The 22,779-nt window shown below is 50.2% G+C and carries 23 protein-coding genes, 2 tRNA genes and 1 other annotated feature; of the genes, 24 read left to right on the plus strand and 1 reads right to left on the minus strand.

Annotation, left to right across the window (positions count from 1 at the left end; all coding sequences use genetic code 11):
• Window position 1 precedes the first annotated feature (1 nt).
• From NWF31_RS11255 to NWF31_RS11285, 7 genes are all read left to right on the plus strand, one after another.
• Window positions 2-454 (plus strand): hydrogenase iron-sulfur subunit, encoded by a 453-nt coding sequence (locus NWF31_RS11255; protein WP_258360599.1) that lies wholly within the window; start codon window positions 2-4, stop codon window positions 452-454.
• Window positions 451-1,122: a methylenetetrahydrofolate reductase C-terminal domain-containing protein gene (locus NWF31_RS11260; RefSeq protein WP_258360600.1), complete on the plus strand. Its 672-nt coding sequence runs from the start codon at window positions 451-453 to the stop codon at window positions 1,120-1,122. Before NWF31_RS11255 ends, NWF31_RS11260 begins: the two co-directional genes overlap by 4 nt.
• On the plus strand, window positions 1,119-2,042 hold the full coding sequence (locus NWF31_RS11265) for a methylenetetrahydrofolate reductase (protein ID WP_258360601.1): 924 nt from the start codon (window positions 1,119-1,121) through the stop codon (window positions 2,040-2,042). Before NWF31_RS11260 ends, NWF31_RS11265 begins: the two co-directional genes overlap by 4 nt.
• A gap of 171 nt (window positions 2,043-2,213) precedes the next feature.
• Complete coding sequence (locus NWF31_RS11270; RefSeq protein ID WP_258360602.1) at window positions 2,214-3,086, plus strand: hypothetical protein; 873 nt, start codon at window positions 2,214-2,216, stop codon at window positions 3,084-3,086.
• A gap of 109 nt (window positions 3,087-3,195) precedes the next feature.
• Window positions 3,196-3,445 (plus strand) — a binding site (T-box leader).
• Window positions 3,446-3,484: 39 nt separating this feature from the next.
• Complete coding sequence (locus NWF31_RS11275) at window positions 3,485-3,967, plus strand: Lrp/AsnC family transcriptional regulator (protein WP_258360603.1); 483 nt, start codon at window positions 3,485-3,487, stop codon at window positions 3,965-3,967.
• Window positions 3,964-5,181, plus strand: coding sequence for an aminotransferase class I/II-fold pyridoxal phosphate-dependent enzyme (locus NWF31_RS11280; RefSeq protein WP_258360604.1), 1,218 nt, complete (start codon window positions 3,964-3,966; stop codon window positions 5,179-5,181). Before NWF31_RS11275 ends, NWF31_RS11280 begins: the two co-directional genes overlap by 4 nt.
• A 38-nt stretch (window positions 5,182-5,219) precedes the next feature.
• Window positions 5,220-6,827: an MBL fold metallo-hydrolase RNA specificity domain-containing protein gene (locus NWF31_RS11285; protein WP_258360605.1), complete on the plus strand. Its 1,608-nt coding sequence runs from the start codon at window positions 5,220-5,222 to the stop codon at window positions 6,825-6,827.
• Here NWF31_RS11285 and NWF31_RS11290 read toward each other — a convergent pair.
• Window positions 6,824-7,657, minus strand: coding sequence for an Asp23/Gls24 family envelope stress response protein (locus tag NWF31_RS11290; protein WP_258360606.1), 834 nt, complete (start codon window positions 7,655-7,657; stop codon window positions 6,824-6,826). The genes NWF31_RS11285 and NWF31_RS11290 overlap by 4 nt on opposite strands.
• Before the next feature lie 150 nt (window positions 7,658-7,807).
• Between NWF31_RS11290 and NWF31_RS11295 the strand changes: the two genes are divergently transcribed.
• From NWF31_RS11295 to NWF31_RS11375, 17 genes are all read left to right on the plus strand, one after another.
• Window positions 7,808-8,542 (plus strand): DnaD domain-containing protein, encoded by a 735-nt coding sequence (locus NWF31_RS11295; RefSeq protein WP_258360607.1) that lies wholly within the window; start codon window positions 7,808-7,810, stop codon window positions 8,540-8,542.
• Between the two features lie 26 nt (window positions 8,543-8,568).
• Complete coding sequence (locus NWF31_RS11300; protein WP_258360608.1) at window positions 8,569-9,381, plus strand: ATP-binding protein; 813 nt, start codon at window positions 8,569-8,571, stop codon at window positions 9,379-9,381.
• A 143-nt stretch (window positions 9,382-9,524) separates the two neighbouring features.
• Window positions 9,525-9,803, plus strand: a complete 279-nt coding sequence (locus tag NWF31_RS11305) for a FeoA family protein (RefSeq protein ID WP_258360609.1) — start codon at window positions 9,525-9,527, stop codon at window positions 9,801-9,803.
• Window positions 9,784-11,628, plus strand: a complete 1,845-nt coding sequence (gene feoB / locus NWF31_RS11310; RefSeq protein WP_258360610.1) for a ferrous iron transport protein B — start codon at window positions 9,784-9,786, stop codon at window positions 11,626-11,628. Before NWF31_RS11305 ends, feoB begins: the two co-directional genes overlap by 20 nt.
• A 596-nt stretch (window positions 11,629-12,224) precedes the next feature.
• On the plus strand, window positions 12,225-12,839 hold the full coding sequence (gene pduL / locus NWF31_RS11315; RefSeq protein WP_258360611.1) for a phosphate propanoyltransferase: 615 nt from the start codon (window positions 12,225-12,227) through the stop codon (window positions 12,837-12,839).
• A gap of 137 nt (window positions 12,840-12,976) precedes the next feature.
• On the plus strand, window positions 12,977-13,174 hold the full coding sequence (locus NWF31_RS11320; RefSeq protein ID WP_258360612.1) for a hypothetical protein: 198 nt from the start codon (window positions 12,977-12,979) through the stop codon (window positions 13,172-13,174).
• A gap of 317 nt (window positions 13,175-13,491) precedes the next feature.
• Complete coding sequence (locus tag NWF31_RS11325) at window positions 13,492-15,132, plus strand: glutamate synthase-related protein (protein ID WP_258360613.1); 1,641 nt, start codon at window positions 13,492-13,494, stop codon at window positions 15,130-15,132.
• Window positions 15,133-15,156: 24 nt separating this feature from the next.
• Complete coding sequence (locus NWF31_RS14835; protein WP_258360614.1) at window positions 15,157-15,945, plus strand: IclR family transcriptional regulator; 789 nt, start codon at window positions 15,157-15,159, stop codon at window positions 15,943-15,945.
• 196 nt (window positions 15,946-16,141) lie between these two features.
• Complete coding sequence (locus tag NWF31_RS11335) at window positions 16,142-16,945, plus strand: IclR family transcriptional regulator (protein WP_258360615.1); 804 nt, start codon at window positions 16,142-16,144, stop codon at window positions 16,943-16,945.
• A 48-nt stretch (window positions 16,946-16,993) separates the two neighbouring features.
• Window positions 16,994-17,239 (plus strand): hypothetical protein, encoded by a 246-nt coding sequence (locus NWF31_RS11340; protein ID WP_258360627.1) that lies wholly within the window; start codon window positions 16,994-16,996, stop codon window positions 17,237-17,239.
• 79 nt (window positions 17,240-17,318) lie between these two features.
• Complete coding sequence (locus tag NWF31_RS11345; protein WP_258360616.1) at window positions 17,319-17,645, plus strand: hypothetical protein; 327 nt, start codon at window positions 17,319-17,321, stop codon at window positions 17,643-17,645.
• A gap of 116 nt (window positions 17,646-17,761) precedes the next feature.
• The gene (locus NWF31_RS11350) at window positions 17,762-18,475 is read left to right on the plus strand and encodes a class I SAM-dependent methyltransferase (RefSeq protein WP_258360617.1); all 714 of its coding nucleotides are present in this window, start codon (window positions 17,762-17,764) and stop codon (window positions 18,473-18,475) included.
• A gap of 297 nt (window positions 18,476-18,772) precedes the next feature.
• Complete coding sequence (locus tag NWF31_RS11355) at window positions 18,773-19,255, plus strand: YbaK/EbsC family protein (RefSeq protein WP_258360618.1); 483 nt, start codon at window positions 18,773-18,775, stop codon at window positions 19,253-19,255.
• 568 nt (window positions 19,256-19,823) lie between these two features.
• Complete coding sequence (mgtE, locus tag NWF31_RS11360) at window positions 19,824-21,176, plus strand: magnesium transporter (RefSeq protein WP_258360619.1); 1,353 nt, start codon at window positions 19,824-19,826, stop codon at window positions 21,174-21,176.
• 112 nt (window positions 21,177-21,288) lie between these two features.
• Window positions 21,289-21,365 (plus strand) — tRNA-Arg (locus tag NWF31_RS11365).
• Between the two features lie 5 nt (window positions 21,366-21,370).
• Window positions 21,371-21,446 (plus strand) — tRNA-Lys (locus NWF31_RS11370).
• 438 nt (window positions 21,447-21,884) lie between these two features.
• The gene (locus NWF31_RS11375; protein ID WP_258360620.1) at window positions 21,885-22,625 is read left to right on the plus strand and encodes a GntR family transcriptional regulator; all 741 of its coding nucleotides are present in this window, start codon (window positions 21,885-21,887) and stop codon (window positions 22,623-22,625) included.
• Window positions 22,626-22,779 lie beyond the last annotated feature (154 nt).

The raw sequence follows: 22,779 nt of genomic DNA on the forward strand, positions 1-22,779 counted from the left end.
ATTGCAGGACTTTGAACCGAAAATTATAGCCTTCTGTTGCTTTTACTGTGCCTATTCAGCCGCCGACCTGGCCGGATCCTTGCGCCTGCAGTACCCGGCCAACATCCGGGTAATTGAGATGCCCTGTTCCGGGAAGACCGACGTCCGGGTCCTGCTGGAAGCCTTCGAAGACGGTGCCGACGGTGTCTATGTCCTGGGTTGCATGGAAGGTGACTGCCACTTCCTGAAGGGGAATTTCCGGGCCAAACGCCGGGTCCACCAGGCGAAAAAAATCCTGGACGAGATCGGCATCGGTGGTGAGCGCCTGGAGATGTACAACCTCTCGGCGGCCATGGGACCGCGTTTTGCGGAAATTGCCCGGGAGTTTACCGAGCGTATCCGTAAATTAGGTCCCAGCCCGTTAAATAAAAAATATGCATCTGCAAATTCGACGAAAGCAGGTGAGCAGGAATGATTATCGCTGAGGGTAAACCCCTGGTCGAGGTTGCCGGGTTGATTCAAGAGGCCAGAAAGGTGCTGGTAGTCGGTTGCGGCGGCTGCGTGACCGTTTGCCTGGCCGGCGGGGAAAAGGAAACCGGGATCCTGGCCGCCGCTTTGCGGCTGCTGAGGCAAAAGGAAGGCAACCCCCTGGAAACAGTGGAGGTTACCCTGACCCGCCAGTGTGACCCTGAATACGTGGATATGCTGGAAAAATACGTTACCGACGATGTCGATGCCATCGTTTCCCTGGCCTGCGGTGTCGGCGTCCAGTTCCTGGCCGAACGCTATAATAAATGGGTGGTACCGGCCTTAAACACCAAGTTCGCCGGCGGCACCGTTGAGCACGGCGTCTGGGAAGAGCGCTGCGGCCTCTGCGGTGAATGTATCCTCTATAAAACCGGGGGTATTTGCCCCATTATCCGTTGCTCCAAGAGCATTTTAAACGGGCCCTGCGGCGGTTCCCAGAATGGAAAGTGTGAGGTTAACCCGGAAACCCCCTGTGCCTGGCAGCTCATCTACGACCGGATGCAGGCCCTGGGTAAACTGGATCTCCTCATGGAAATCCAGCCACCCAAGGACTGGTCCAAGTCCCGGGACGGCGGTCCCCGGAAAGTGGTACGAGAGGATGTGAGGCTGGCATGAAAACAGAAAGCAAACTGGAAAAACTCCTTTCCCAGGGTCATTTTGTGGTCAGCGGTGAGATCGGCCCGCCCAAACACGCCAACCCCGAGGGCATCAAAAAACATACCGCCCTGTTAAAAGACTATGTGGATGCCATGAACCTGACGGACAACCAGACGGCCATTGTCCGCCTCTCGAGTATTGCTGCCGGTGTCCACGTCCTCCAGGCAGGGGGCGAGCCTATTATCCAGATGACGGTCCGGGACCGCAACCGCATCGCCCTGCAGAGCGACCTCCTGGGGGCCTATAGCCTGGGAATGCGCAACGTCCTCTGCCTGTCGGGGGATCACCAGTCCTTTGGCAACCACCCCACGGCCAAAAACGTCCATGATGTGGACTCCCTGCAGCTCATTAAAATCGTCAAGGACCTCCGGGACCAGAAAAAATTTGCCTGCGGGGAAGAACTGAAGGGCAATGAACCACGGTTCTTCATCGGCGCCGCTGCCAATCCTTTCGCTGATCCCTTTGAGTTCCGGGTCTTACGCCTGGAAAAGAAAATCAACGCCGGCGCCGACTTCATCCAGACCCAGTGCATCTTTGATATGGAGCGTTTCGAGCGTTTCATGGCCATGGTCAGGGAAAGGGGCCTGCATAAAAAAGCCCATATCATTGCCGGCGTCATGCCCCTGAAGTCTGCTAAGGCCGCCCGGTATATGCAGCAGTCGGTAGCCGGGATGATCGTTCCCGATGAAATTGTTAACCGGATGGAAAAAGCTGCCGACCCCAAGGCCGAAGGGGTGGCCATATGTGTCGAGCAGATTAAACACCTCAAGACCATTGAAGGGGTAGCTGGTGTGCACATCATGGCCGTGATGTGGGAAGAAATTATCCCTACTATCGTTCAGGAGGCCGGCCTATACCCACGACCCGATGCCGGTTAGCGGTAAACCCCGGGAGCAACCCCGGGGCTTTTTATACCAGGATCTTTTACACATATTTATATAACAGTTTCCATTAACTAATTACTTTCAAACTTTTATGTTACAAACAGTTCTTACCACCTCCCCGGCCGCATATACTTATGGGAGAACATCTGCCAGGAGGTGGGAAATTTGCGCAACAGCCGGTTGGAAAATGAAATCCTGCAGCGCGTAGACGAATTAGTCCAATGCGCTATTTCCGTTAGCCTTAAAGATGAAACCTCCCGTGCCGAACAGCTAGCTCGCGGTATAACTATGGTAAAGGAAATGGGAGATCTGCTCCTGGAGGTGCTGGAAGGGCGCGAGCAGCATCTCCAGGCTTTACTGGAACAACTGGTAGCCCAGCGTTTGCCCGATCGACGCATCCTGCAGAGCTTCGGCAGTTTCCCCCGCGATATCCAGCACATTATCAGCGAAGGTATAAACAGCTACCTTCAAGCCCGGCGCGAGGGGAGCCAGGCCCCTGAAAGTGCCGGAATTATATCCCCAACCCCCCCGGAATCTGCCGAGATGACCGGTAACAAGTCCGTCCCGGAAGAGTCTCCGGCTTCCGGCAAGGAAACCGGCATGCTGACTGCTTCCGGGGAACCGCTACCATTCCTTGAACCACAGGAAAACCCTGAAGCTTCCCCCCCTGAGGCGGAAGACCTTCAAGGGCAAGAACAAAAAGAAAACCCGCCGGTAGAAGCCGGTAAACCTCCCGGGTTGACGACCGGCGATCCCCTCGATAATGCCCTGGCAGCCCTGCACCTGGCACTGCTGCAGGTATATCCGGAGGAAGAAATAGTTATCAATTACGAAACACGGGGTGGCAAAATACCCTTTTTCCTGCCACGCCTGCAAATCGGTTTTGAACCGGCCAGCCATCATTACGACTGGCGCCGCGATTTTTATTGCCGGCGGCAGGGTATCAGCATCCGGAGAGTAGCCGACGACGAGCTTGCCAACCCCCTGTATCTCGCCCGCCGCCTGCGCCGGGAAGCTGGCTGGCGGCAAACTAATTAATTTTTAATTGAGCTGGAATATCGTTTTTATTGTCTGCCTGCCCTATGCTAAACGGCTATTGACACAAGAACCGGTCCGGTGCTAAAATTACTGTAAAATAATATGATATCAAAAAGCTGTGAAGGGAAAAGTAGACAGCAACCTGACTTTATAGCGACCCGGGGAGGGTGCGAGCCCGGCAAGCAGGCCTGTTGAAAGCCATCCCGGAGCTGCCGCCGTAAGGGATAAAACCTAAAAGTTTCCCGTAAGGCAGGACGCCGGCCCCGTTAAAGGCCAGGGCGCTTGAAAGCAAGCGCTACTAAGCAGGGTCGTACGACCAATTAGGGTGGTACCGCGGGAAATAACCTCCCGTCCCTTTATGGGCGGGAGGTTTTCATATATCGTACGGGGGTATAGCCATGCGTAAAAAAATACTGGAGCTTTTGGAAAATAACGGTAAGTTGAATGCCAAAGAAATAGCTATAATGCTGGCCTTGCCCGTAGACCAGGTAGCTAGAGAAATAGCTGCCATGGAACAGGAAAAAATTATTTTACGCTACCATACCCTGATTAATTGGGAAAAAGCCGGTGCGGAAGAAGTGGCAGCCTTGATTGACGTTAAAGTAACCCCCCAGCGGGATGTAGGTTTCGACGAGATTGCCGGCCGTATCTACCGTTACCCGGAAGTAAAATCCGTATTCCTTATGTCCGGTAGTTATGACCTTTCCGTCCTGGTTCAGGGCAAGAGTCTCAAGGAGGTAGCTACGTTTGTTTCCCAAAAGCTTGCTACCCTTGAACACGTCCAGAGTACGGTAACCCATTTCATCCTTAAAAGGTATAAACAGGACGGGGTAATTTTTGAGGATCAAGAAGCAGATCGGAGGCAGGTGTTACAATTATGACCATTACTTGTGGTTTCGAGGCCCAGCGCTTTATTAATCCCGTAGTTAAAAGCTTACCACCATCTGGTATTCGCCGCTTCTTTGATCTGGTGGCAAGTACCCGGGGGGTTATTTCCCTGGGAGTGGGGGAACCGGATTTTGTTACTCCCTGGCATATCCGTGAAGCCTGCGTCCAGTCCCTTGAGCGCGGTTACACCATGTATACTTCCAACTATGGTATACCTGAATTGCGCCAGGCCATTGCCTGCTATCTGGAGGATCGTTTCGGCTTGAGTTATGACCCCCAGAGGCAAATAATGGTCACCATCGGCGCCAGCGAAGCCGTTGACCTGGCATTAAGGACGGTAATTAATCCCGGAGACGAAGTCCTGATTCCCGAGCCCTGTTATGTTTCCTATAAGCCCATAACCCTGATTGCCGGCGGTGTTCCCGTTACGGTACCAACCACAATGGAGGATGAATTTGCTTTAACGGCGGCGCGATTGGAAAAATACATCACACCCCGTTCCAAAATCCTGATTTTGTGTTTTCCCAACAATCCCACCGGTGCTGTCCTTACGGATAGTGAAATGGAGGCTATTGCCGCCCTCGTGAAGAAGTATAACCTGCTGGTCATTAGCGATGAGATCTATGCCGAGCTGCGCTATGACGGCCCGCCCCGTTCCTTTGCCGCCCTACCCGGGATGCAGGAACGGACGATCCTCGTCAGCGGTTTTTCCAAGGCCTTTGCCATGACCGGCTGGCGGGTGGGATATGTTGCCGCCCATCCCGACTTCCTGGCTGCCATGGTCAAGATCCACCAGTATACCATTCTTTGTGCGCCGGTAATGGGGCAGGTGGCTGCCCTGGAAGCCCTGCGCCACGGGCGCCCGGATGTAGACCGGATGGTGGCCGAGTATGATCAACGCCGGCGTTTAGTTGTCAGCCGCCTGCGGGAAATGGGCCTGGAGTGTTTTGAACCCCGGGGGGCATTTTATGTTTTCCCCTCCATTAAAGCTACAGGCCTGACCTCAAACGAATTCGCCGAAGCCCTCCTGAAAGAAGAAAAGGTGGCCGTCGTACCCGGCCCGGCCTTCGGCAGCAGCGGGGAAGGTTATATCCGCTGTTCTTATGCCACTTCCCTGGCCGAACTAACTGAAGCAATGAAACGGATGGAACGCTTTGTCGCCAGGCACCTGGCCTTCAAGGGCCGTGCTGTTGCCCATGCCTATTAAGTCCATGAACCGGTAAAAACAAAACAGGGAGAGGAAAAATGATTAACTTACATTTTTACGGGGCTGCCGGGACGGTAACAGGCTCTTGTTATCTTCTTGAGAACGGGCAGCACCGCCTCCTTATTGACTGCGGGCTCTTCCAGGGTTCCAAAGCAATCAAAGAACGCAATTACGGCCCTTTTCCTTTTAATCCAGCCAGTATTGACGCCTTAGTACTTACCCATGCTCATATCGACCATTGCGGCTTGATCCCCAAACTCTACCTGCATGGCTTCAAAGGACCGGTATTTGCCACCCCGGCCACTGTCGAACTAGCAGGCGCCCTGTTGCCAGACAGTGGCCATATACAAGAAATGGAAGTCGAGCGTAAAAACCGGAAAAATAGCCGCGCCGGCCTGCCCCTTTTAACCCCTATCTATACCGCCACCCAGGCTTCTGAATGCCTGCAGTATTTCCGTGCCCTGGATTACCGAATAGAAAAGGAGATTCTACCGGGATTTCGCCTGCGTTTCCAGGACGCCGGCCACATCCTGGGTTCTGCTATAGCAGAAATTTGGGTTAAGGACGGGAAAGAGGAGATCAAGGTTACTTTTTCAGGTGATCTTGGTAACCCCGGTCAACCCATCGTCAACGACCCGACACCCATTCAGGCTACAGATTACCTGGTCATGGAGTCTACTTACGGCAATCGCTGTCATATCAACCAGGGTGATAAAATTGAGCTTCTCAAAGAAGTAATTAACAAAACCATGAAAAAAGGAGGTAACCTGGTTATCCCTGCCTTTGCCGTTGAGCGAACCCAGGACCTCCTTTATACCCTGAATATCCTCATAAAGCGTGGAGCTATCAATGCAGACAAGATTTACCTCGATAGCCCCCTGGCAGTTACGGCGACTGAAATCTTCTGCCGCCACCAGGAATATTTTGATGCCGAAACTAAAGAGCTGGGCAATGACGGCACCTGCCCATTCTACCTGCCGGGACTGCATTTAAGCCGTACGACCGAGGAATCTATGGCCATCAATAAAATACAGGGAGGAGCCATTATTATCGCCGCCAGCGGCATGTGCGACGCCGGACGCATTAAGCACCACCTGAAACACAACCTCTGGCGGCATGAAAGCACGGTCCTGCTGGTTGGATACCAGGCAGCCGGTACCCTCGGCCGCCGCCTTCTTGAAGGGGAGAAAAAGGTGCGAATTCATGGAGAAGAAATAGCCGTCCGGGCCGATATTGTCAGCCTTGACGGTTTTTCCGCCCATGCTGACCGGGATGGCTTATTAAAATGGCTGAAAGCTTTCGAACGTCCACCGCGCAAAGTCTTCATAACCCACGGCGAAGAAGAGGCAGCCAGGGATTTCGCCACCAAGGTAACCTCCGAACTGGGCCTGGCTACGGAAGTCCCCCAGTGGCTGGCTGATGCAAGGCTGCTTCCGGTAGCGGAAACCCTGCCTCCCATCTCGGTAGATAGCTTAAAATTACAGGCTACAGCCGCCGAAGCCGAAGCCAACTACCAGCGCATCCTGGTGCAGCTCAAGGCAATGGTAGAAGCAGGTTTTGCCCGGCAAGACTACGCTGCCGTCAATCAAAAACTGCTGCAAATCGAGGCCCTTTTAAATAAGAGCCTGGAGGAAAAAGCGAGTTAGTGACCGTTATCAGAAAATATAATGCCGCGGACTGTAATATTAACAGCCTCAACTTCCAGAGCAGTCATACTGGTGATTGTTGATTTAACTCGCTTTTGTGCCTTCTTTAAAAGGGGTGGCCAGGAAACGCCGTAAGGAGCGGCAACTTCAAGGTTTAAGACCAGATTACCGTTATTGTTTTCCACCTGGACCCGCGGGTTGGCCAGGCCGGCAGAGGTAACCATATAGGACGCCAGCTGCGCCACAGCGCTGTGGGCGATATAGAAATGACCTAGGGAATTAAAAGTCGGCCGGACTGTGGTCTGTTCCACCCAGAGATTCTTCTTTTTACCCGGCGGTGCCTGGCGCCGGCGTAAAAAAGTTTTTAACGGTTCAATAAACGTCCCGTTGAAACGAGGCTTGACTTCTACCGTAGGCGCCGGGATAACGTGTTTTCCTAGCTGGTCACGTATCTGCCGGGCGCGGGCAATCTCCTTTGGAGTTGCCACTTCACTAATATCCACCCAGATTGACGGCATTGGCAGCTGCAGGCGGCTGGTAATGCGTGCGGCCATTTCCCTGGAGGTACTGATTACCAGGAGACGTCGTGGTGCAATAGCCGCTAGCCTCTCCCTGACTTCCCGGGCATGGTCGGGATCACTAAAGAGGGCCGTTCTTATAGCCCCAACCCGCGTGGGTTGTTCTTTAGCTGAAATTCCGGCAAGGATCCGGCTTCCCTGGATAAGCAGGCCGTCGTCAATTATGGCTTCGGCGGCGTAGTCCCGGGCAACTGCCAGGGCGCGGTGGCTTTTACCGCTACCGCTGGGACCAATAAGGGCAACTATTTCCATACGATTTTTACCTCCACTGACCTAAGATAATTATAAACCATAATTAATCCTGGGCAATGCCCCTAATAATTCCTGATTCAATTTGGTATAAGACAAGGTAAATGGTATAATAGATATACTACCAGGAGTTACCGGGGGGAAAGAAAAGAAATGGCCAATAACGATACGTACCATATACTGGCAACCTCCTTGCTGGAAGCAAGGGGTATTTTTATCCCTGCCTTGCTTTTGCAATTATACGGCCGCCTGGGATTGTCAGAAGCCGAGTTGATGGTTTTAGTCCATCTCCTATACTGGCGCCAGGTTGAAGATGAACGTTTTCCCACCCCGGAAAAAATCAGCCAGTTTATGCACATGGACAGGGAAGAAATAAAAAATCTAATCGCTTCTATTATCGAAAAAAAACTCCTGGCTGTTGAACCCTATTATCATCCGTCCCTGGGCCGCTGGCAAAACGTCTTCTCCTTTAAACCCCTGTGGACAAAATTAATTCAAACAGCCCTTGAGGATTATCATACAGAAATAGAAGCCCAACAAAGCACAACTATTGCCCGCCAGGGAGAATTATACCAGGCCTTTGAAAAAGAGTTTGGTCGTCCCCTGTCTCCCCTGGAAAGCGAACAATTGAAAGCCTGGTGCCAGGAGGACAAGATACCTATCGAATTATTACAGGAAGCCCTGCGCCGGGCCGTCCTGCGGGGCATCCTCAACTTTCGTTATATAGACTCAATCTTAAAAGACTGGCAACGCCACAACGTCCGTACCGTAGCCGAAGCGATGGCTTATGATGAAAAACTAAAGACAAAGAAAACCCGCTCAACGCGCTCCCCGGCTTCATCAACGCGGAAAGATAAATATCGCGATCTCTACCGGCTTAATCCTTAAATATAAAGAAGGGATCACTCCGGCCCATGGAAAGGATACATATCGCCCCTCAATTAATCGCAAAAAATAAAAGTCAAGAAGGGTTATTAGAGTTACCGTCTTACCAGTGCCCCCTCTGCCGGGACAGGGGCCTCGTTATACGCGAAGGACGTGCTTATCGCTGCCGCTGCATGCAGCAAAAGGCCTGGCAAAACCGCTTGCGAGCGGCTAACCTGGCACCACAATTAAGTAAGTATACCTTTCAAAATTTTGACCTTAAATATTACTCCCGGACCCTGAATGACGAACTTACAGGCACTACTTATTATGAAAGCGCCCGCCGTTGCCTGGAAGCAGCCCGGCGTTTTGTCACCACCTATCGTAACGAAACCCGGGGCCGCGGTCTTTTCATTTTCGGGCCGGTGGGCAGCGGCAAAACTTTCCTGGCGGCGGCCATTGCCAATGCGTTAACAGAGGCCGGCCGGGAAGTCCTTTTTGCCGTTGTTCCCGATTTGCTTGATGCTTTACGGGCTACCTACGACCGTCGCCCCCAGGAGGGTAGCCAGACGGAACTGGAGCTCATCGATACGGCAAGAAAAGTAGCCGTCCTGATCCTGGATGACCTTGGTGCCCATAACTATACCGAATGGACATGCAATAAAATTTATTCCTTGATAAACTACCGTTTGATTAACGAATTGCCGACAGTAATAACCAGCAATCTGGACTTAAAGTCCCTGGAAGATTACCTGGGGGAACGGACAACTTCCCGCCTTGTCCAGCTTTGCCAATCTTATCATTTACCTGTAGCCGAAGACATCCGCTGTGTTATCAGCCGCGAAGGCCTCACCAAAAAGTGAGCCTTTTTCTTTACCAACCCATTGACATTGATTATCATTTGCTTTATGATTATTTTAGAAGCTCGATGATAATGTTTATCAATTGCTAAAGAAGCATCATATGCCCTTTAATGCATAAAAATTGGTAGCAGGGGGGGAAAGGCATGACTCTTGATGAAGCACGGGAAGGACAGCACTGTCGCATTCTATCTTTGCCGGGAAAGGATATTCGCGCCCAGGCAATACGTTTCGGCATCAATGAAGGAGAATTCATAACCTGCACCGCTGTTATTCCCGGCGGTCCCATTATTGTGGCCAAAAACCGCCAGGAAATAGCAATCGGTAGGGGCCTGGCAAAGAAAATTACCGTTGAACCTATTACAAACCCGCACCCGGTAAAATTCCCGGCTAGGAGGCGTGCCTATGGCCTGCCACGACCTTAACTACGAGCTAAAAATACCCCCTGGGGCGCGCAAGATTGTTCTTGCCGGCAATCCCAACGTCGGTAAATCGGTCTTTTTCAACGCCTTCACCGGCCTTTACGTGGATGTTTCTAATTTTCCCGGCACCACCCTGGAAATCAGTTATGCCCAGGTAGGGAATGACTATGTTTTGGACACGCCCGGCGTCTATGGCGTATCTTCTTTTAATGAAGAAGAAAAAGTGGCCCGGGACGTCATCCTGGCGGCCGACGTCATTATTAACGTCGTTGATGCCGTTCACCTGGACCGGGATCTTTTCCTCACCCAGCAGATTATTGATATGGGTATCCCCATGATAGTAGCCCTGAACATGATTGATGAAGCCGCCCGCAAGGGTATTAAAATTGACGTTCAAAAACTGGAAGAACTTCTAGGCGTTCCTGTTATTCCCACAGTAGCGATAAAAAAACAGGGCTTTGAGGAAGTCAGGAAGGCTGTTGCCTACGCCCGTAAGGGCAACAGTCTATCCGAGCTGGAAGAAATGTTACCTCTCCTGGAAAAAAAGACCCACAGCCGGGCAGAAGCTTTACTTATTCTTGAAGGGGACCCCTTTGTCGCCGCCCGCCACCGCGTAAAACCCATGGACAGGCAGGAAGAGATTTACCTGGCGCGACGGCGCAGGGTTGATACCATAGTAGCGGCAGTAGTCCGGGAAACTAACACCGGAGCATCTATTGGCACCCGCCTCAGCCGCTGGATGATGCTGCCCCTTACAGGTATTCCACTGTTAGTTTTAACCTTATTGATACTGTATGAATTTATTGGTGTTTTTGTGGCCCAGACAGTAGTGAGCATTACTGAAGAAGGCATCATGCAGGGGTATTATGAACCATTTATTCGTAATTTGATTGGTGCTATTATACCCCCCTCTTCCATAATCGGAACCCTTTTAATAGGCGAATTCGGCATCCTTACCATGACGGTAACTTATATCCTCGGCCTGCTGTTGCCCCTGGTCCTTGGATTTTATCTTAGCCTGTCGGCCCTGGAGGATTCCGGCTACCTGCCCCGGATAGCTGTCCTTGTTGACCGGGTCCTCATGCGCCTGGGTCTAAACGGGCGCGGTATTATTCCCATAATCCTTGGCTTTGGCTGTGTTACCGCGGCTACCATCACCACCCGGCTGCTATCAACCCCCAGGGAACGCCGCATTGCCACTTTTTTGCTGGCCATGGCCATACCCTGTTCCGCCCAGCTGGCGGTAATCACCAGCATGCTCAGCCGCCTGGGACCGGCATACATTTTCCTGTATGTTTTTCTAGTGACCAGTATCCTGGTACTCGCGGGTACGGCTTTAAACCTTATTTTACCCGGCAAACCGAGCGACCTTTTAATCGACGTTCCCCCATTAAGGTTGCCCCAGCCGGTTAACGTCCTGAAGAAAACGGCTACCCGTACCAGGAACTTTATCCAGGAAGCGACTCCTCTATTTGCCGGGGGTGCTTTATTTATCGGTATTTTACAGGTTACCGGGCTTTTAAACACCTTGCAAAACTGGTTATCACCCATTACGGTAAGCTGGCTGCAGCTGCCAAAAGAAACAGCCACTGCTTTTATCATGGGTTTTGTCCGCAGGGATTTTGGGGCAGCCGGCCTGTATAACTTATCCCTTACACCTGCCCAGGCCCTGGTGTCCCTGGTGACCATCACCATCTTTGTCCCCTGCATTGCCTCGGCCCTGGTAATTTTTAAAGAGCGCGGCTGGCGCGAGGGAATTATTGTATGGCCGGCAATCCTCTTCCTGGCTTTTCTTATTGGCGGTCTATTATCCCAGATTTTAATTTAAACATAACGCGGCACCATCAGAAGGATGAAAATAACGGGCTGGCATTTGTTTGGAGCGAGCGACTTGGTCCGAGCGGTTGAGCAGCCTTGGCGAAGCCGAGGAGCGAGGGCGGGGCCGAGGACAGGATGTCCGAGGCCGGCCTCTGAGACAAGGATGCCGAATAGGCCGGGAACCCCGCCCGAGCCCGAGGCTGAACCGTAGGCTGCTCCGCGAGGACCAGGGAGCGAGCAAAAACGATGCCAGCCTGGAGAGAAGTTATTTTCAGGGTAGAAAACAACCCGCAAAAAGGGGGATAAATATGGAAAACAACTGCTTCTTGAAATGCCCACGCTGCGGGTATCCGGCACATGATCAGCATCTAGCGAGGTGTCCTCGGTGCCATACCCTCCTGAACGTTTGTTGCCAGGGACACTGCAGGGGGTGTTTATTAAAGAGTAAGCCGGCCAAAAAGCAAGCCGGGAAAATTTAAAATTGTGAATATATGCCAACCCCCTTGCTTTTCCCGCCGAACGGTTCTATAATAGGGTTGAACGGTAGAAATTAAGTCCCGAATGGTTTTTTAAGGCGTCCGGGAAGAGCAGGGGAGAGGATTTAAAATGTCAAAATTTCTTCTCGAAGTGCCGGTAGGCGTATCCGGGCGGCATGTACATCTTACACGAGAACATCTCCAAACACTTTTTGGACCGGGGTACGAATTAACAAAAGTAAAAGACCTGGTACAACCGGGTGAGTTTGCTTGCAAAGAAACAGTTACAGTAGTGGGACCAAAAGGTGTCCTGGAAAAGGTCAGGATTATCGGGCCTCTCCGTTCATACACACAGGTGGAATTATCCCGGACCGATTGTTTTAAACTAGGTGTTACTCCTCCCGTTCGTGACTCAGGAGAACTCGAAGGTTCTCCGGGATGCATCCTTGTAGGGCCGGCAGGGGTGGTAACCCTTAACCAGGGTGTTATAATAGCCCTGCGCCATATTCATCTACCCCCTAATGAAGCAAGGCGTTACGGTCTCAAGGATAAAGATACGGTAAACGTACAGGTGGGAGGCGAACGTGCCCTGGTTTTCCAGAACGTATTGGTACGCGTCCACGCCAATTATCGTCCCGAGTTTCATATCGATACCGATGAAGCCAACGCCTGCCTGTTAAGTAGCGATGATATAGTTCAGGTACTGGACCCGGCAGGAGAAAAACTCCTGAGTATGGTCGGTTAATAATTTTTAAACTTTAAATTGAGTGCATAAAGCTCCTCAGTAGGAGCTTTTTATTTTTACCGGTCTTATTTCTAACGGCAGGAACTTGACAGGAGTACAGCGTAATATTAATGATGTAAAAGGAGGTGCGGTCGATAATGAAAATACCAGTTTGTGGCCGCTGTAAAGCCAGGAACGTCGAGGGCATTATCTGTCACCATTGTGATACAGCCTATTGTTACGATTGCCTGGAAATAAATCCCCCGGACATGCGTATCTGCCCTACATGCGGGCAGTTCCTCTGTAACGAGTGTTATGAGGGCATGGTTCAATGCGATTTACCCGCCCGTAAATAACTAAGGGCGGCTTATTTTTTATCTTCCCATTTTTACCCATAATAAATAACATTTAATTTAAAATCTAATTTTATTTTTTATGCCCTTTTTGTGGTTGCTTAGACAAAAAAATAATAAAAAATTAGCAAAAACAAGGCTTCCACCAGAATTGTATACAGGATACTATTTCCTTTTATATTTTTGTATAGTGAAATATAATTTCATTGACAAGCAAAGCCCCGGCTAATAAAATTAAAATCAAGACTTGTGAAATATGCTTTCACTTTTATTATTAACCTGTAACTGTGAAAGCAAAATTTATTAGTGGGGGGAAAAAAATGATTCAATGGCCGAAACAAAATGACGTCCTGGGTACCGTTAATCGCGGTAATCCGGCAGAATCCGGTTTGTGTACTTTATGCCGGGCCGACTGCCAGGGAAAATGTGAAACCTGGATGTCAAGTATTCTCGGACGCAAAGTCCTGTATCCGCGAGACTTTGGTACTGTCACTGCCGGCAGCTCAAATACAACTCATGTTGGGATTTCTTATAACTCCTTGAGAATCCTTGGATATAACTACGGTGCTTATGGTCTGGTAAATGGACTTTCCAATAGTGCTGATGACTGTATTTTCCCCAATGTAAACATAGAGACGGAGTTTGGTGGCAAGGTAAAAACAAAGGTCAAAGCCCCAATTATGACGGGAGCGTTAGGTTCGACCTTCATTGCCGCCAAATACTGGGATTCTTTTTCCATAGGTGCGGCCCTGGTGGGAATCCCAATTGTAATCGGTGAAAATGTTGTTGGTATTGACAGGGATGCGATCATTGAACACGGTAAGATTATTAAAGCACCTGAATTGGACCGTCGTATTCAAACCTATTTGAAGTATTATGACGGCTATGGCGCCATTATTGTCCAGATGAATGTGGAAGATACCCGTAACGGTGTTGCCGAATATGTTATTGAAAAATACGGCGATAAGGTCATTCTAGAGTTAAAATGGGGACAGGGCGCCAAGGATATTGGCGGAGAAATCCAGGTTACCGATCTCGATTACGCCATCTTCTTAAAAAACAGGGGTTATGTAGTCGACCCCGATCCAACCATTCCTGAAGTGCAAGAGGCCTTTAAGAGCGGGGCCCTCAAATCTTTTGCCCGCCACAGTCGTCTGGGTTATACAGATCTCACTAGTTTTGAACAGGTAAAAGAAAACTTTATGAAAGCCATTGAGTACCTCCGCGGGCTGGGCTACAAGCGGATTACCCTGAAGACCGGTTCCTATGGTATGGAAGCCCTGGCTATGGCCATCAAGCTGGCCACCGATGCGCAGCTTGATTTGCTTACTGTAGACGGCTCCGGTGGGGGTACCGGGATGAGCCCTTGGAATATGATGGAGACCTGGGGTGTACCCTCCATCCTGCTTCATTCTAAAGCCTATGAATATGCCAGCCTGTTAGCTGCCCGGGGTAAAAAAGTTGTGGATATGGCCTTTGCCGGCGGCCTGGCCAGGGAAGACCATATCTTCAAAGCTTTAGCCTTGGGAGCTCCCTATGCTAAGCTGGTGTGTATGGGTCGAGCCTTGATGATTCCCGGTTTTGTCGGGTCCAATATTGAAGGCGTACTCCATCCTGAAAGACGCGCTAAAGTCAATGGTAATTGGGATACTCTACCCAAAACTGTGGCCGAAATGGGCACCCGAGCCGAGGAGATTTTCGCCGGCTACTATGACGTTCAGAAAAAAGTCGGCCCTGAAGAAATGAAAAATATACCATACGGAGCCATTGCCTTCTGGACCCTGGCCGATAAGCTGACGGCAGGATTGCAGCAATTAATGGCAGGAGCCCGTAAATTCTCCCTGGATCAGATTAGCAGGAATGATATCGCATCTGCTAACAGGGAAACCGAGGCCGAAACCGGTATTCCTTTTATCACCGACGTCCAGGACGAGTTTGCCCGGAAGATCCTGCTTGATTAAACCCGGGGAGGTGCGGTTAATCCTGTGACCAGGGTAAATAAAATCAAGGGGGTCCAGGCCGTTGACCGGGCCCTGGCTATCCTGGAAACCCTGGCTCGGGAAGGATCTCCTATGATGCTTTCCGCCATCAGTTCAGAACTGGGGCTAAATATAAGCACTGTCCACAGGCTATTAAATGCCCTCGCAGCCCACGGTCTGGTTGAGCAGGAGCTTTACCAGGGCCGCTACCGTTTGGGGATAAAGGCCTTTGAGATCGGCAACCGTGCCCTCTATAGCCTGGATATCAGGGCCATAGCCAGGCCGGCATTGCAACAACTTGTTGCGGATTTTAATGAAACAGCCAACCTGGCTATACTTGATAAATATGAAGTTGTCTATATTGATCAGGTCGAGTCGGGGAATATTATAAAGATGCTGGTGCAACCTGGAACCCGAGCCCCCGCCTACTGTACCGGTACAGGTAAAGTCCTTCTAGCTTATTTGAGTGAAGACCAGTTATACAAATTTTTTCAGGAAGTAGCCCTATTACCCTATACGCCCATAACTATCACCGACCCCCTCCGTCTAAGGGAAGAGCTACAAAAAATCCGCAGTCAGGGCTTCGCCCTTGATAACGGGGAGAGGGAAGAAGGGGTTCGCTGCGTTGCCGCCCCGGTATTTAATCATGATAACAAAGTTACAGCCGCCGTTAGCGTAGCAGGTCCAGCTCAACGGATGCCGCCAAAGCTAATGTCTGGTAAACTTGCTACCGCCGTTATCCAGGTTGCCCTGCAAATTAGCCGCTCTCTGGGATATAAATTATATCAGTCTTAATCATGGGAATGCCTGAAACTGCGGTTTGTTTGAGTATGAAAAGAGGACCCGCGAGGGTTCTTTTTTCTTTTTTCTTGACATAGCACCTTGAAGCAAATTAAAATTAATACACAGTGAAAATTATTTTCATGATTTAAAGCTTATTCAGCGTCATAGCTTTTAATTTTATTTAATTGTGAAGGAGAAGATTTACTAAATGTCCAGAGAAAAGAATAATGGTGAAGAGAACAAGACCGTGCAGGCAGTAGAAAGGGCTTTAGCTATAATGGATGCCCTGGCCGAAACCGGCGTACCCATGGCTATAAGCGATCTGGCCGAAAAAGTCCAGTTAAATATAAGTACCGTCCACCGCCTCCTCAGTACCCTCATCGTTAAGGGGTATATTGAGCAAGAACCGGATACTAGTCGCTACAAGCTGGGCTTAAAACTCTTTACCATGGGGAAAACGGCCCTCTATGCCCAGGACCTGCAAACTATCGGCCGGCCTTTCCTGGAAGAACTGGTACGGCGTTGCAATGAAACGGCCAACCTGGCCATTCTCGACGGCCGGGATGTGGTTTACATCGACCAGGTCGAATCTAATAATATTGTTATTGTACGCATGTTTGCCAGGGTAGGTAGCCGTGGACCGGCCCATGCCACGGGTTCCGGAAAAATGCTCCTTAGCTCCTTGAGCGACGAAGAGTTAGACCGACTTTTTGCCGGTGTCCAGCTGGAGCAGTATACGAGCGAAACTATTACCGATGTGACTATCCTGAAAAAAGAACTCCAGCGCATCCGGCGCCAGGGTTATGCCATTGACATGGGGGAAAGGGATGAAAACGTCAGATGTGTGGCTGCCCCAATTCGCAACCATGAAGGTAAAGTAGTAGCAGCCATCAGTATTTCCGGACCTGATACCAGGATTACCAATTATTATTTAAATAATGAACTGGTAGATATCATTTTGAGCGTCGCGAAGGAGATGTCTAAACGCCTGGGGTACATGGGATACAGTTAGCGAAAAATTATTTAGCTTTATGTATACAGGATACTTTTTTGCGTTGGCATAGAGAAATTACTCCATCAAATGGGTGCCAAAATTATTGCCGTGATCGATTCTTCCGGCGGCGCTTATAACTCCGATGGGATGGATCCTGTTGCTCTGATTGAGTTCAAAGAAGATATGATGGGCCAAGCCTTTAATAACGTCTACCAGATGCATGTAGATAAAAAAGTATCAATGCGCGAAGCCGCTTATATGGTCGCTGTGAGCAGGCTTTACAAGGCAATGGGTCTGCGTGGGTGGTTGTAATTAGGAAGGTATTTTACAGATTTAATTGGGTAATACTAACATCAAATCCTTAATTTATCTTAAGGGGGGTTTGATGTTAATGGAAATTTATCGTGCCCGCCGGTTTAACCGTAACGCCAGGGGTGATTTAAGCGTATCAAGTAATGGTATCCGGCTCCGCGGTGCTGCCTTCCAGCATTTACGAGGCAGTCAGTACATTATGATTGGCGTAGATGGTGAGAAGTTAATTTTAAAGAAGAGTGAAGACCCGTCCAATTTAAAACTGAGGCTCTCAGCCCAGGGTAAAATCGGGGAAATAGGAGGTAAACACCTGACCCAGTGGCTGCTAGAACGAGGTTTTCACAAAGGCCAGTATCAGGTCCAGCTCGATGCAGACCAGATTATCGTCAATCAAGAACCGGCTTGAAATTTATTGACAAAATACAGGACCCGCGCGAGGGTCCTTTTTTTCGGCTTTTTATAGGCCGAAAAAGGATATGTCCAAAAAGGGAAATAGATTTTCATGACGAATACGGTATAACAATGATAAAGAAAGGAGAAACGTGCATGGCTGAAATTTTTGATCATAAAGCCGGCGATTATGACGATTGGTACAGGCGTCCCCTGGGAGCCCTGGTTGACCGTGTTGAGAAAGAGCCTGTATATGCTTATTTAGAACCCAGGGCCGGTGAACATATTCTCGATGTCGGTTGTGGTACCGGTAATTTTTCCCTAGAACTAGCCCGGCTGGGGGTAAAGGTAACAGGTATTGACATTTCCGAACCTATGCTGGACAAGGCACGGCGCAAGGCTGCCGCTGCCGGGCTGGCAATTGAATTTCTCCACGCCGACGCCATGAATTTACCCTTTGCTGATAACACCTTTGATAAGATAGTTTCAGTTACGGCCCTTGAATTTGCTCCCGATCTAAAGGGAGCTCTAATGGAAAGCTACCGCGTACTAAAACCCGGGGGAAGGATGGTCATCGGCCTTATAGGCGGTAACAGCCTCTGGAGCCGTCATTATGAAGCCAGGGCCGCCCGGGAGGTAAATTCTCTTTTTAAACATGCCAAATTTTATACCCTGCCGGAACTCCTGGCGGCGATGCCGGGAAAAGACGTTAAAGGTAAGGCCGTACTTTTCTTCGGTCCCGACTTTGACGGCACAAAAGTAGAAGAGGCTATGGCCATTGAAGCTGCCGCCGCCAAGGAAGGCCGCACCGACGGGGGATTTATTGTTGCGGTAAGTTACAAATAATAGCTGCTGCGCAATAGACATCCATGATATCGTCCCTTCCGGAGTTAAGCCGCCGGGGCCGCTCTTACTTAAACGGACCGGGGGGGGTAAGACTGATAAACCGGCGCCAGTCCAGTACCCCACGGCGGCTGTCCAAATTCCCCGCATTCAACACCGGGAGCGGGCTGTTACTGGTCATTTGTAAATATAACTAATCATCGGTTGTAATGTTTGCTATAAGTCTGGTATTATGTTACCATCAGCTATAAGGTAAACATTATTTATAAGCAAATTATTGAGATAGGTTGTAGAAAAAATATGATGAACCCTGTAGAACGGGTGCGCCGATACCTGGCGCAATTTCCTTACGACATTGAAATCTTCGAGTTTGATGAAAGTACCAGTACGGCCGAACTGGCCGCACGGGCTGTTGGTGTGGAAGTAGGCCAAATTGCCAAGTCTATTCTTTTTCTCGTCGGGGATGAACCGGTGATCGTAGTAACTTGCGGTGACAGGAAGGTGAGCCAGAGCAGGCTCAAACATCACCTGGGCCTAAAAGGTAAGGTGAAAATGGCCGATGCATATACCACCGAGCGCATCACCGGCTACCCGCCGGGCGGGGTCTGCCCCTTTGCTCTCGAACAGCCAGTACGGGTACTTATCGACACCAGCCTCCGGCGTTTCCCGGTGGTTTATATAGCCGCCGGCAGCCCCTCATCAGCAGCGCCGGTAACCGTAGAACAACTCCTGGCCATAACCCGGGGCGAACCCTGCGATTTATGTAAAAGCACGGGTGATTAATTTAAAATAGCCATGCTAGAAGCCCTGGAAAAAACAAAATACTGGACGGCAATGCAAAATTGGCATTTACCAATTCACCTGGTGCACCTTTAACATATCTTGACCTTACATATTGTACCCGGCGTACCAGGTTACAGCCGGCCCTTTAATACTTATGCCAGCCAATACTCTTCTTTCAAGTCTCTCGGAAAAGTTGGCTTGCGTTGAGGTGCCCTTTTTGCCTCCTCATCTTTCCCCGCGCCACTTTATCATGCTTTAGAGATGATTTTTTCCTCCTGAATTTCACTTTTTTGCTCCTGCACCTGTTTTGGACACTTGAATCCTGCTTTGAAATTTATTTCGTGCGTCAGCTCTGTTCGTTGACCTTTCTCCCTCAATTGTGCTATTATATGTCCGCTTTCCTAGTTCCTGCTTTCAGCGAAGGGTGGTGATACGGTGGACCCGCTCCCACGATCGTTTAGTGGACGATATTCTGCAACATTATGCAACAAACTAAGGAGTGGGGGATTCCCGTCGTTTGTCCTTTGTTTTTCGTTGGATTCCCCCACCTAAAAAAGGGGGAAGCAGCATGCAGGATCTGGATCGCACCACCGAACTCTTTCGGCATTGGATCGAGGAAAAAAATTATCGCCATTTGAAATACCACCTTGCCCAGACCCCCGTTCAGGACATCGCGGAAGTTCTTAACAAGCTGGACGCGAGGTCCAGCCTGCTGGTTTTCAGACTCCTGCCCAAGGAAAAGGCGGTAGAAGTGTTTGCATACCTTTCGGAAAAAATCCGCACTGCCTTTTCACAAATGATCGAGGAAGATGAATTGAAAAGCCTGGTTGAAGCCCTGTCCTTTGACGACAAGATTGATTTCCTCGAGGAAATGCCGGCCAATGTGGTAAAGAAAATACTGCAGCGTACGCCCGAGAGCGAACGCAAACTGATCAACCAGTTTTTGAACTACCCGGATGATTCGGCCGGCAGCATAATGACCATCGAGTTCGTAGATCTCCGCGCGGAGATGACGGTGGCTGAGGCCCTGGAGCATGTGCGCTATACCGGCCCGGATAAGGAGACCATTTATACTTGCTACGTCATCGATAATGAACGCCGCCTGCAGGGGGCTATCACTCTTAAAGAACTGGTACTGGCCACGCCGGAAGCTGTAATTAGAGAGATGATGAGCGGGGATGTAGTTGCCGTCAAAACCCATGAAGACCGGGAAGTGGTTGCCGCCCTGTTCAAAAAATACGATCTTCTGGCCATGCCGGTGGTAGACCAGGAAAACCGCCTGGTAGGTATTATTACCATCGACGATGTGATGGATGTATTGGAAGCAGAAGCTACTGAGGACTTCCAAAGAATAGGGGGTATCAGCCCTACGGAAGAGTCCTACCTGGCCCAAAACGTTTTTCGCCTGGCCAGGAACCGTCTCTTCTGGCTCCTCGCCCTTATGGTGTCAGCCACCTTTACCGGCCGCATTATACAGCACTTTGAGACGGTATTGCAGGGGATGGTCATCCTGGCAGCTTTTATTCCCATGCTTATGGACACCGGCGGCAACGCCGGAGCCCAGTCTTCAACTCTCGTGATACGCAGTTTGGCCCTGGGCGAAATCAGGCCCCGGGATGCGTGGAGGGTTCTGGTGCGGGAAATGGGAGTAAGTTTGATTGTGGGCCTGGTTTTGGGGATTATCAATTTCCTAAGGCTTGTCTTTCTGGAGAAAACCGGTATGGATATTGCCATGGTTGTAACCGCGACTCTGATAGTTACGGTCTTTTTGGCCAAGGTTGTTGGCGGGCTCTTACCCCTTGGGGCCAAGACAGCCAGAATCGACCCGGCGATCATGGCCAGCCCCCTTATTACGACTATTGTCGACGCCTTGGCCTTGATAGTCTACTTTAGTATGGCGTCTTTTCTTCTAGGCCTGTAAAAGGGAAGTTATTAAACATAAACGAGGGTACAAAGGAGAGATATCCTTTGCGGCCCATCAGCTTGTTGACTTAGGCTGCATTCTGTACTATAATAACACTTGTAGCCGATAAGCGCCCGTAGCTCAGGTGGATAGAGTAACGGAATCCGAGTCCGGAGGCCGCAGGTTCGAATCCTGCCGGGCGCGCCATATTCGCGCCAGTAGCTCAGTTGGTAGAGCAGCTGACTCTTAATCAGCGGGTCGTGGGTTCGAAGCCTACCTGGCGCACCAGAGTTTTCAAAGGTTTCGGGGTTTCGGTCAAGTGCCGGAACCCCTTTTTGGTGCCATTTTGAGGCCCGTTTGAAGAATGGTGTCCATCTTGTCGGTAGCGCGACGTTTAAGTCTCTGGGAAACGTGGGAATAGATGTCAGCAGTAGAAGTTATCTGTGTATGCCATACCGGCTGCGAGGTTCCCTCTCTAGATCTCAGAAGCCAATATTGCCACCCCGGTGCGCGCCAGGGAAGGGTGGAAGTCGTGATGGCTCCGATAAACAGGATTATCAAGACGCCTTAGTGGTTGCTATAACCTTTAAACGCAAGTCCAATTTAATGCTATGCTTGGCAAAGGAACACACCTTAAAATATTTTTAACTCAAGGCAGGAATTTTATATTTAAAAGAGAATATAATCATCAACTCCTCAGATGAGTTGACGAGGGGAGGAAGCCTATTGTCCCTCCGTAAGGTGCAGCGCTTATCCCTGGTGCAGCAAACTGTAGAGACCCTCAGGGAAATGATTAATTCCGGGGCTTATGATAACGTTGACCGCCTGCCCTCTGAAGAACAACTGGCCGCTGAAATCGGTGCCAGCCGTTTGACCGTCCGGGAAGCCCTGGCCGTCCTGGAAGGGGAAGGGGTTATCATGCGCAGGCACGGGAAAGGAACGATGATCAATTACCGCACCAGGCAGCTGAAGGCAAGGATTGACCCCGCCCGGGAAATTGGCCGCTTTATCGCCGAAAGCGGTTTCCAGCCCGGCGTAGCCCGGGTTAAAGGGTGGTGGGAACCGGCAGGGGTAATTTTGGCCAAGAAGCTGGGATTAAAACCGGAAGATAAGGTACTGGTCATTGAAAAATTGTTCCTGGCAGACGGCAACCCGGCAGTCTTTTGTATCGACCGGATACCAGAAAAATTAATAAAGACGCCGATACCTGAGGCCCGTTACTGGGAAACCATCTTTACTGTTCTGGAAGAACACAGCGGCATCCATGTTGTCAGCGATATTGTCGAGCTTATTCCAACGACAGCCGACCACCGTCTGGCTGCTATCATGAAGGTTAACCCGGGGACGCCGCTGTTACAGCTGGATACTGTGGCCTTTGACGAACAAAACGAGCCGGTGATGGCCACACAGGAATACTATTTAGATACCTTTGTCCGCTTTACCCTTTATCGGAAAGCCAATTATTGAGGCTACCCTGGGGTTATGGACCCACGGGAAGCTTCTTCCGGAAATAACCAACCAAAACAATATGTTCCTACGGTTTTAAATATACCTTAAAATATTTAATTTAATTTTTATGCATATATAGTAGGATCGCTGGACCCTATGGCGCCGGGGCTCC

This window comes from Neomoorella sulfitireducens (genome assembly GCF_024733845.1).
GTDB lineage: Bacteria > Bacillota > DSM-521 > Neomoorellales > Neomoorellaceae > Neomoorella > Neomoorella sulfitireducens.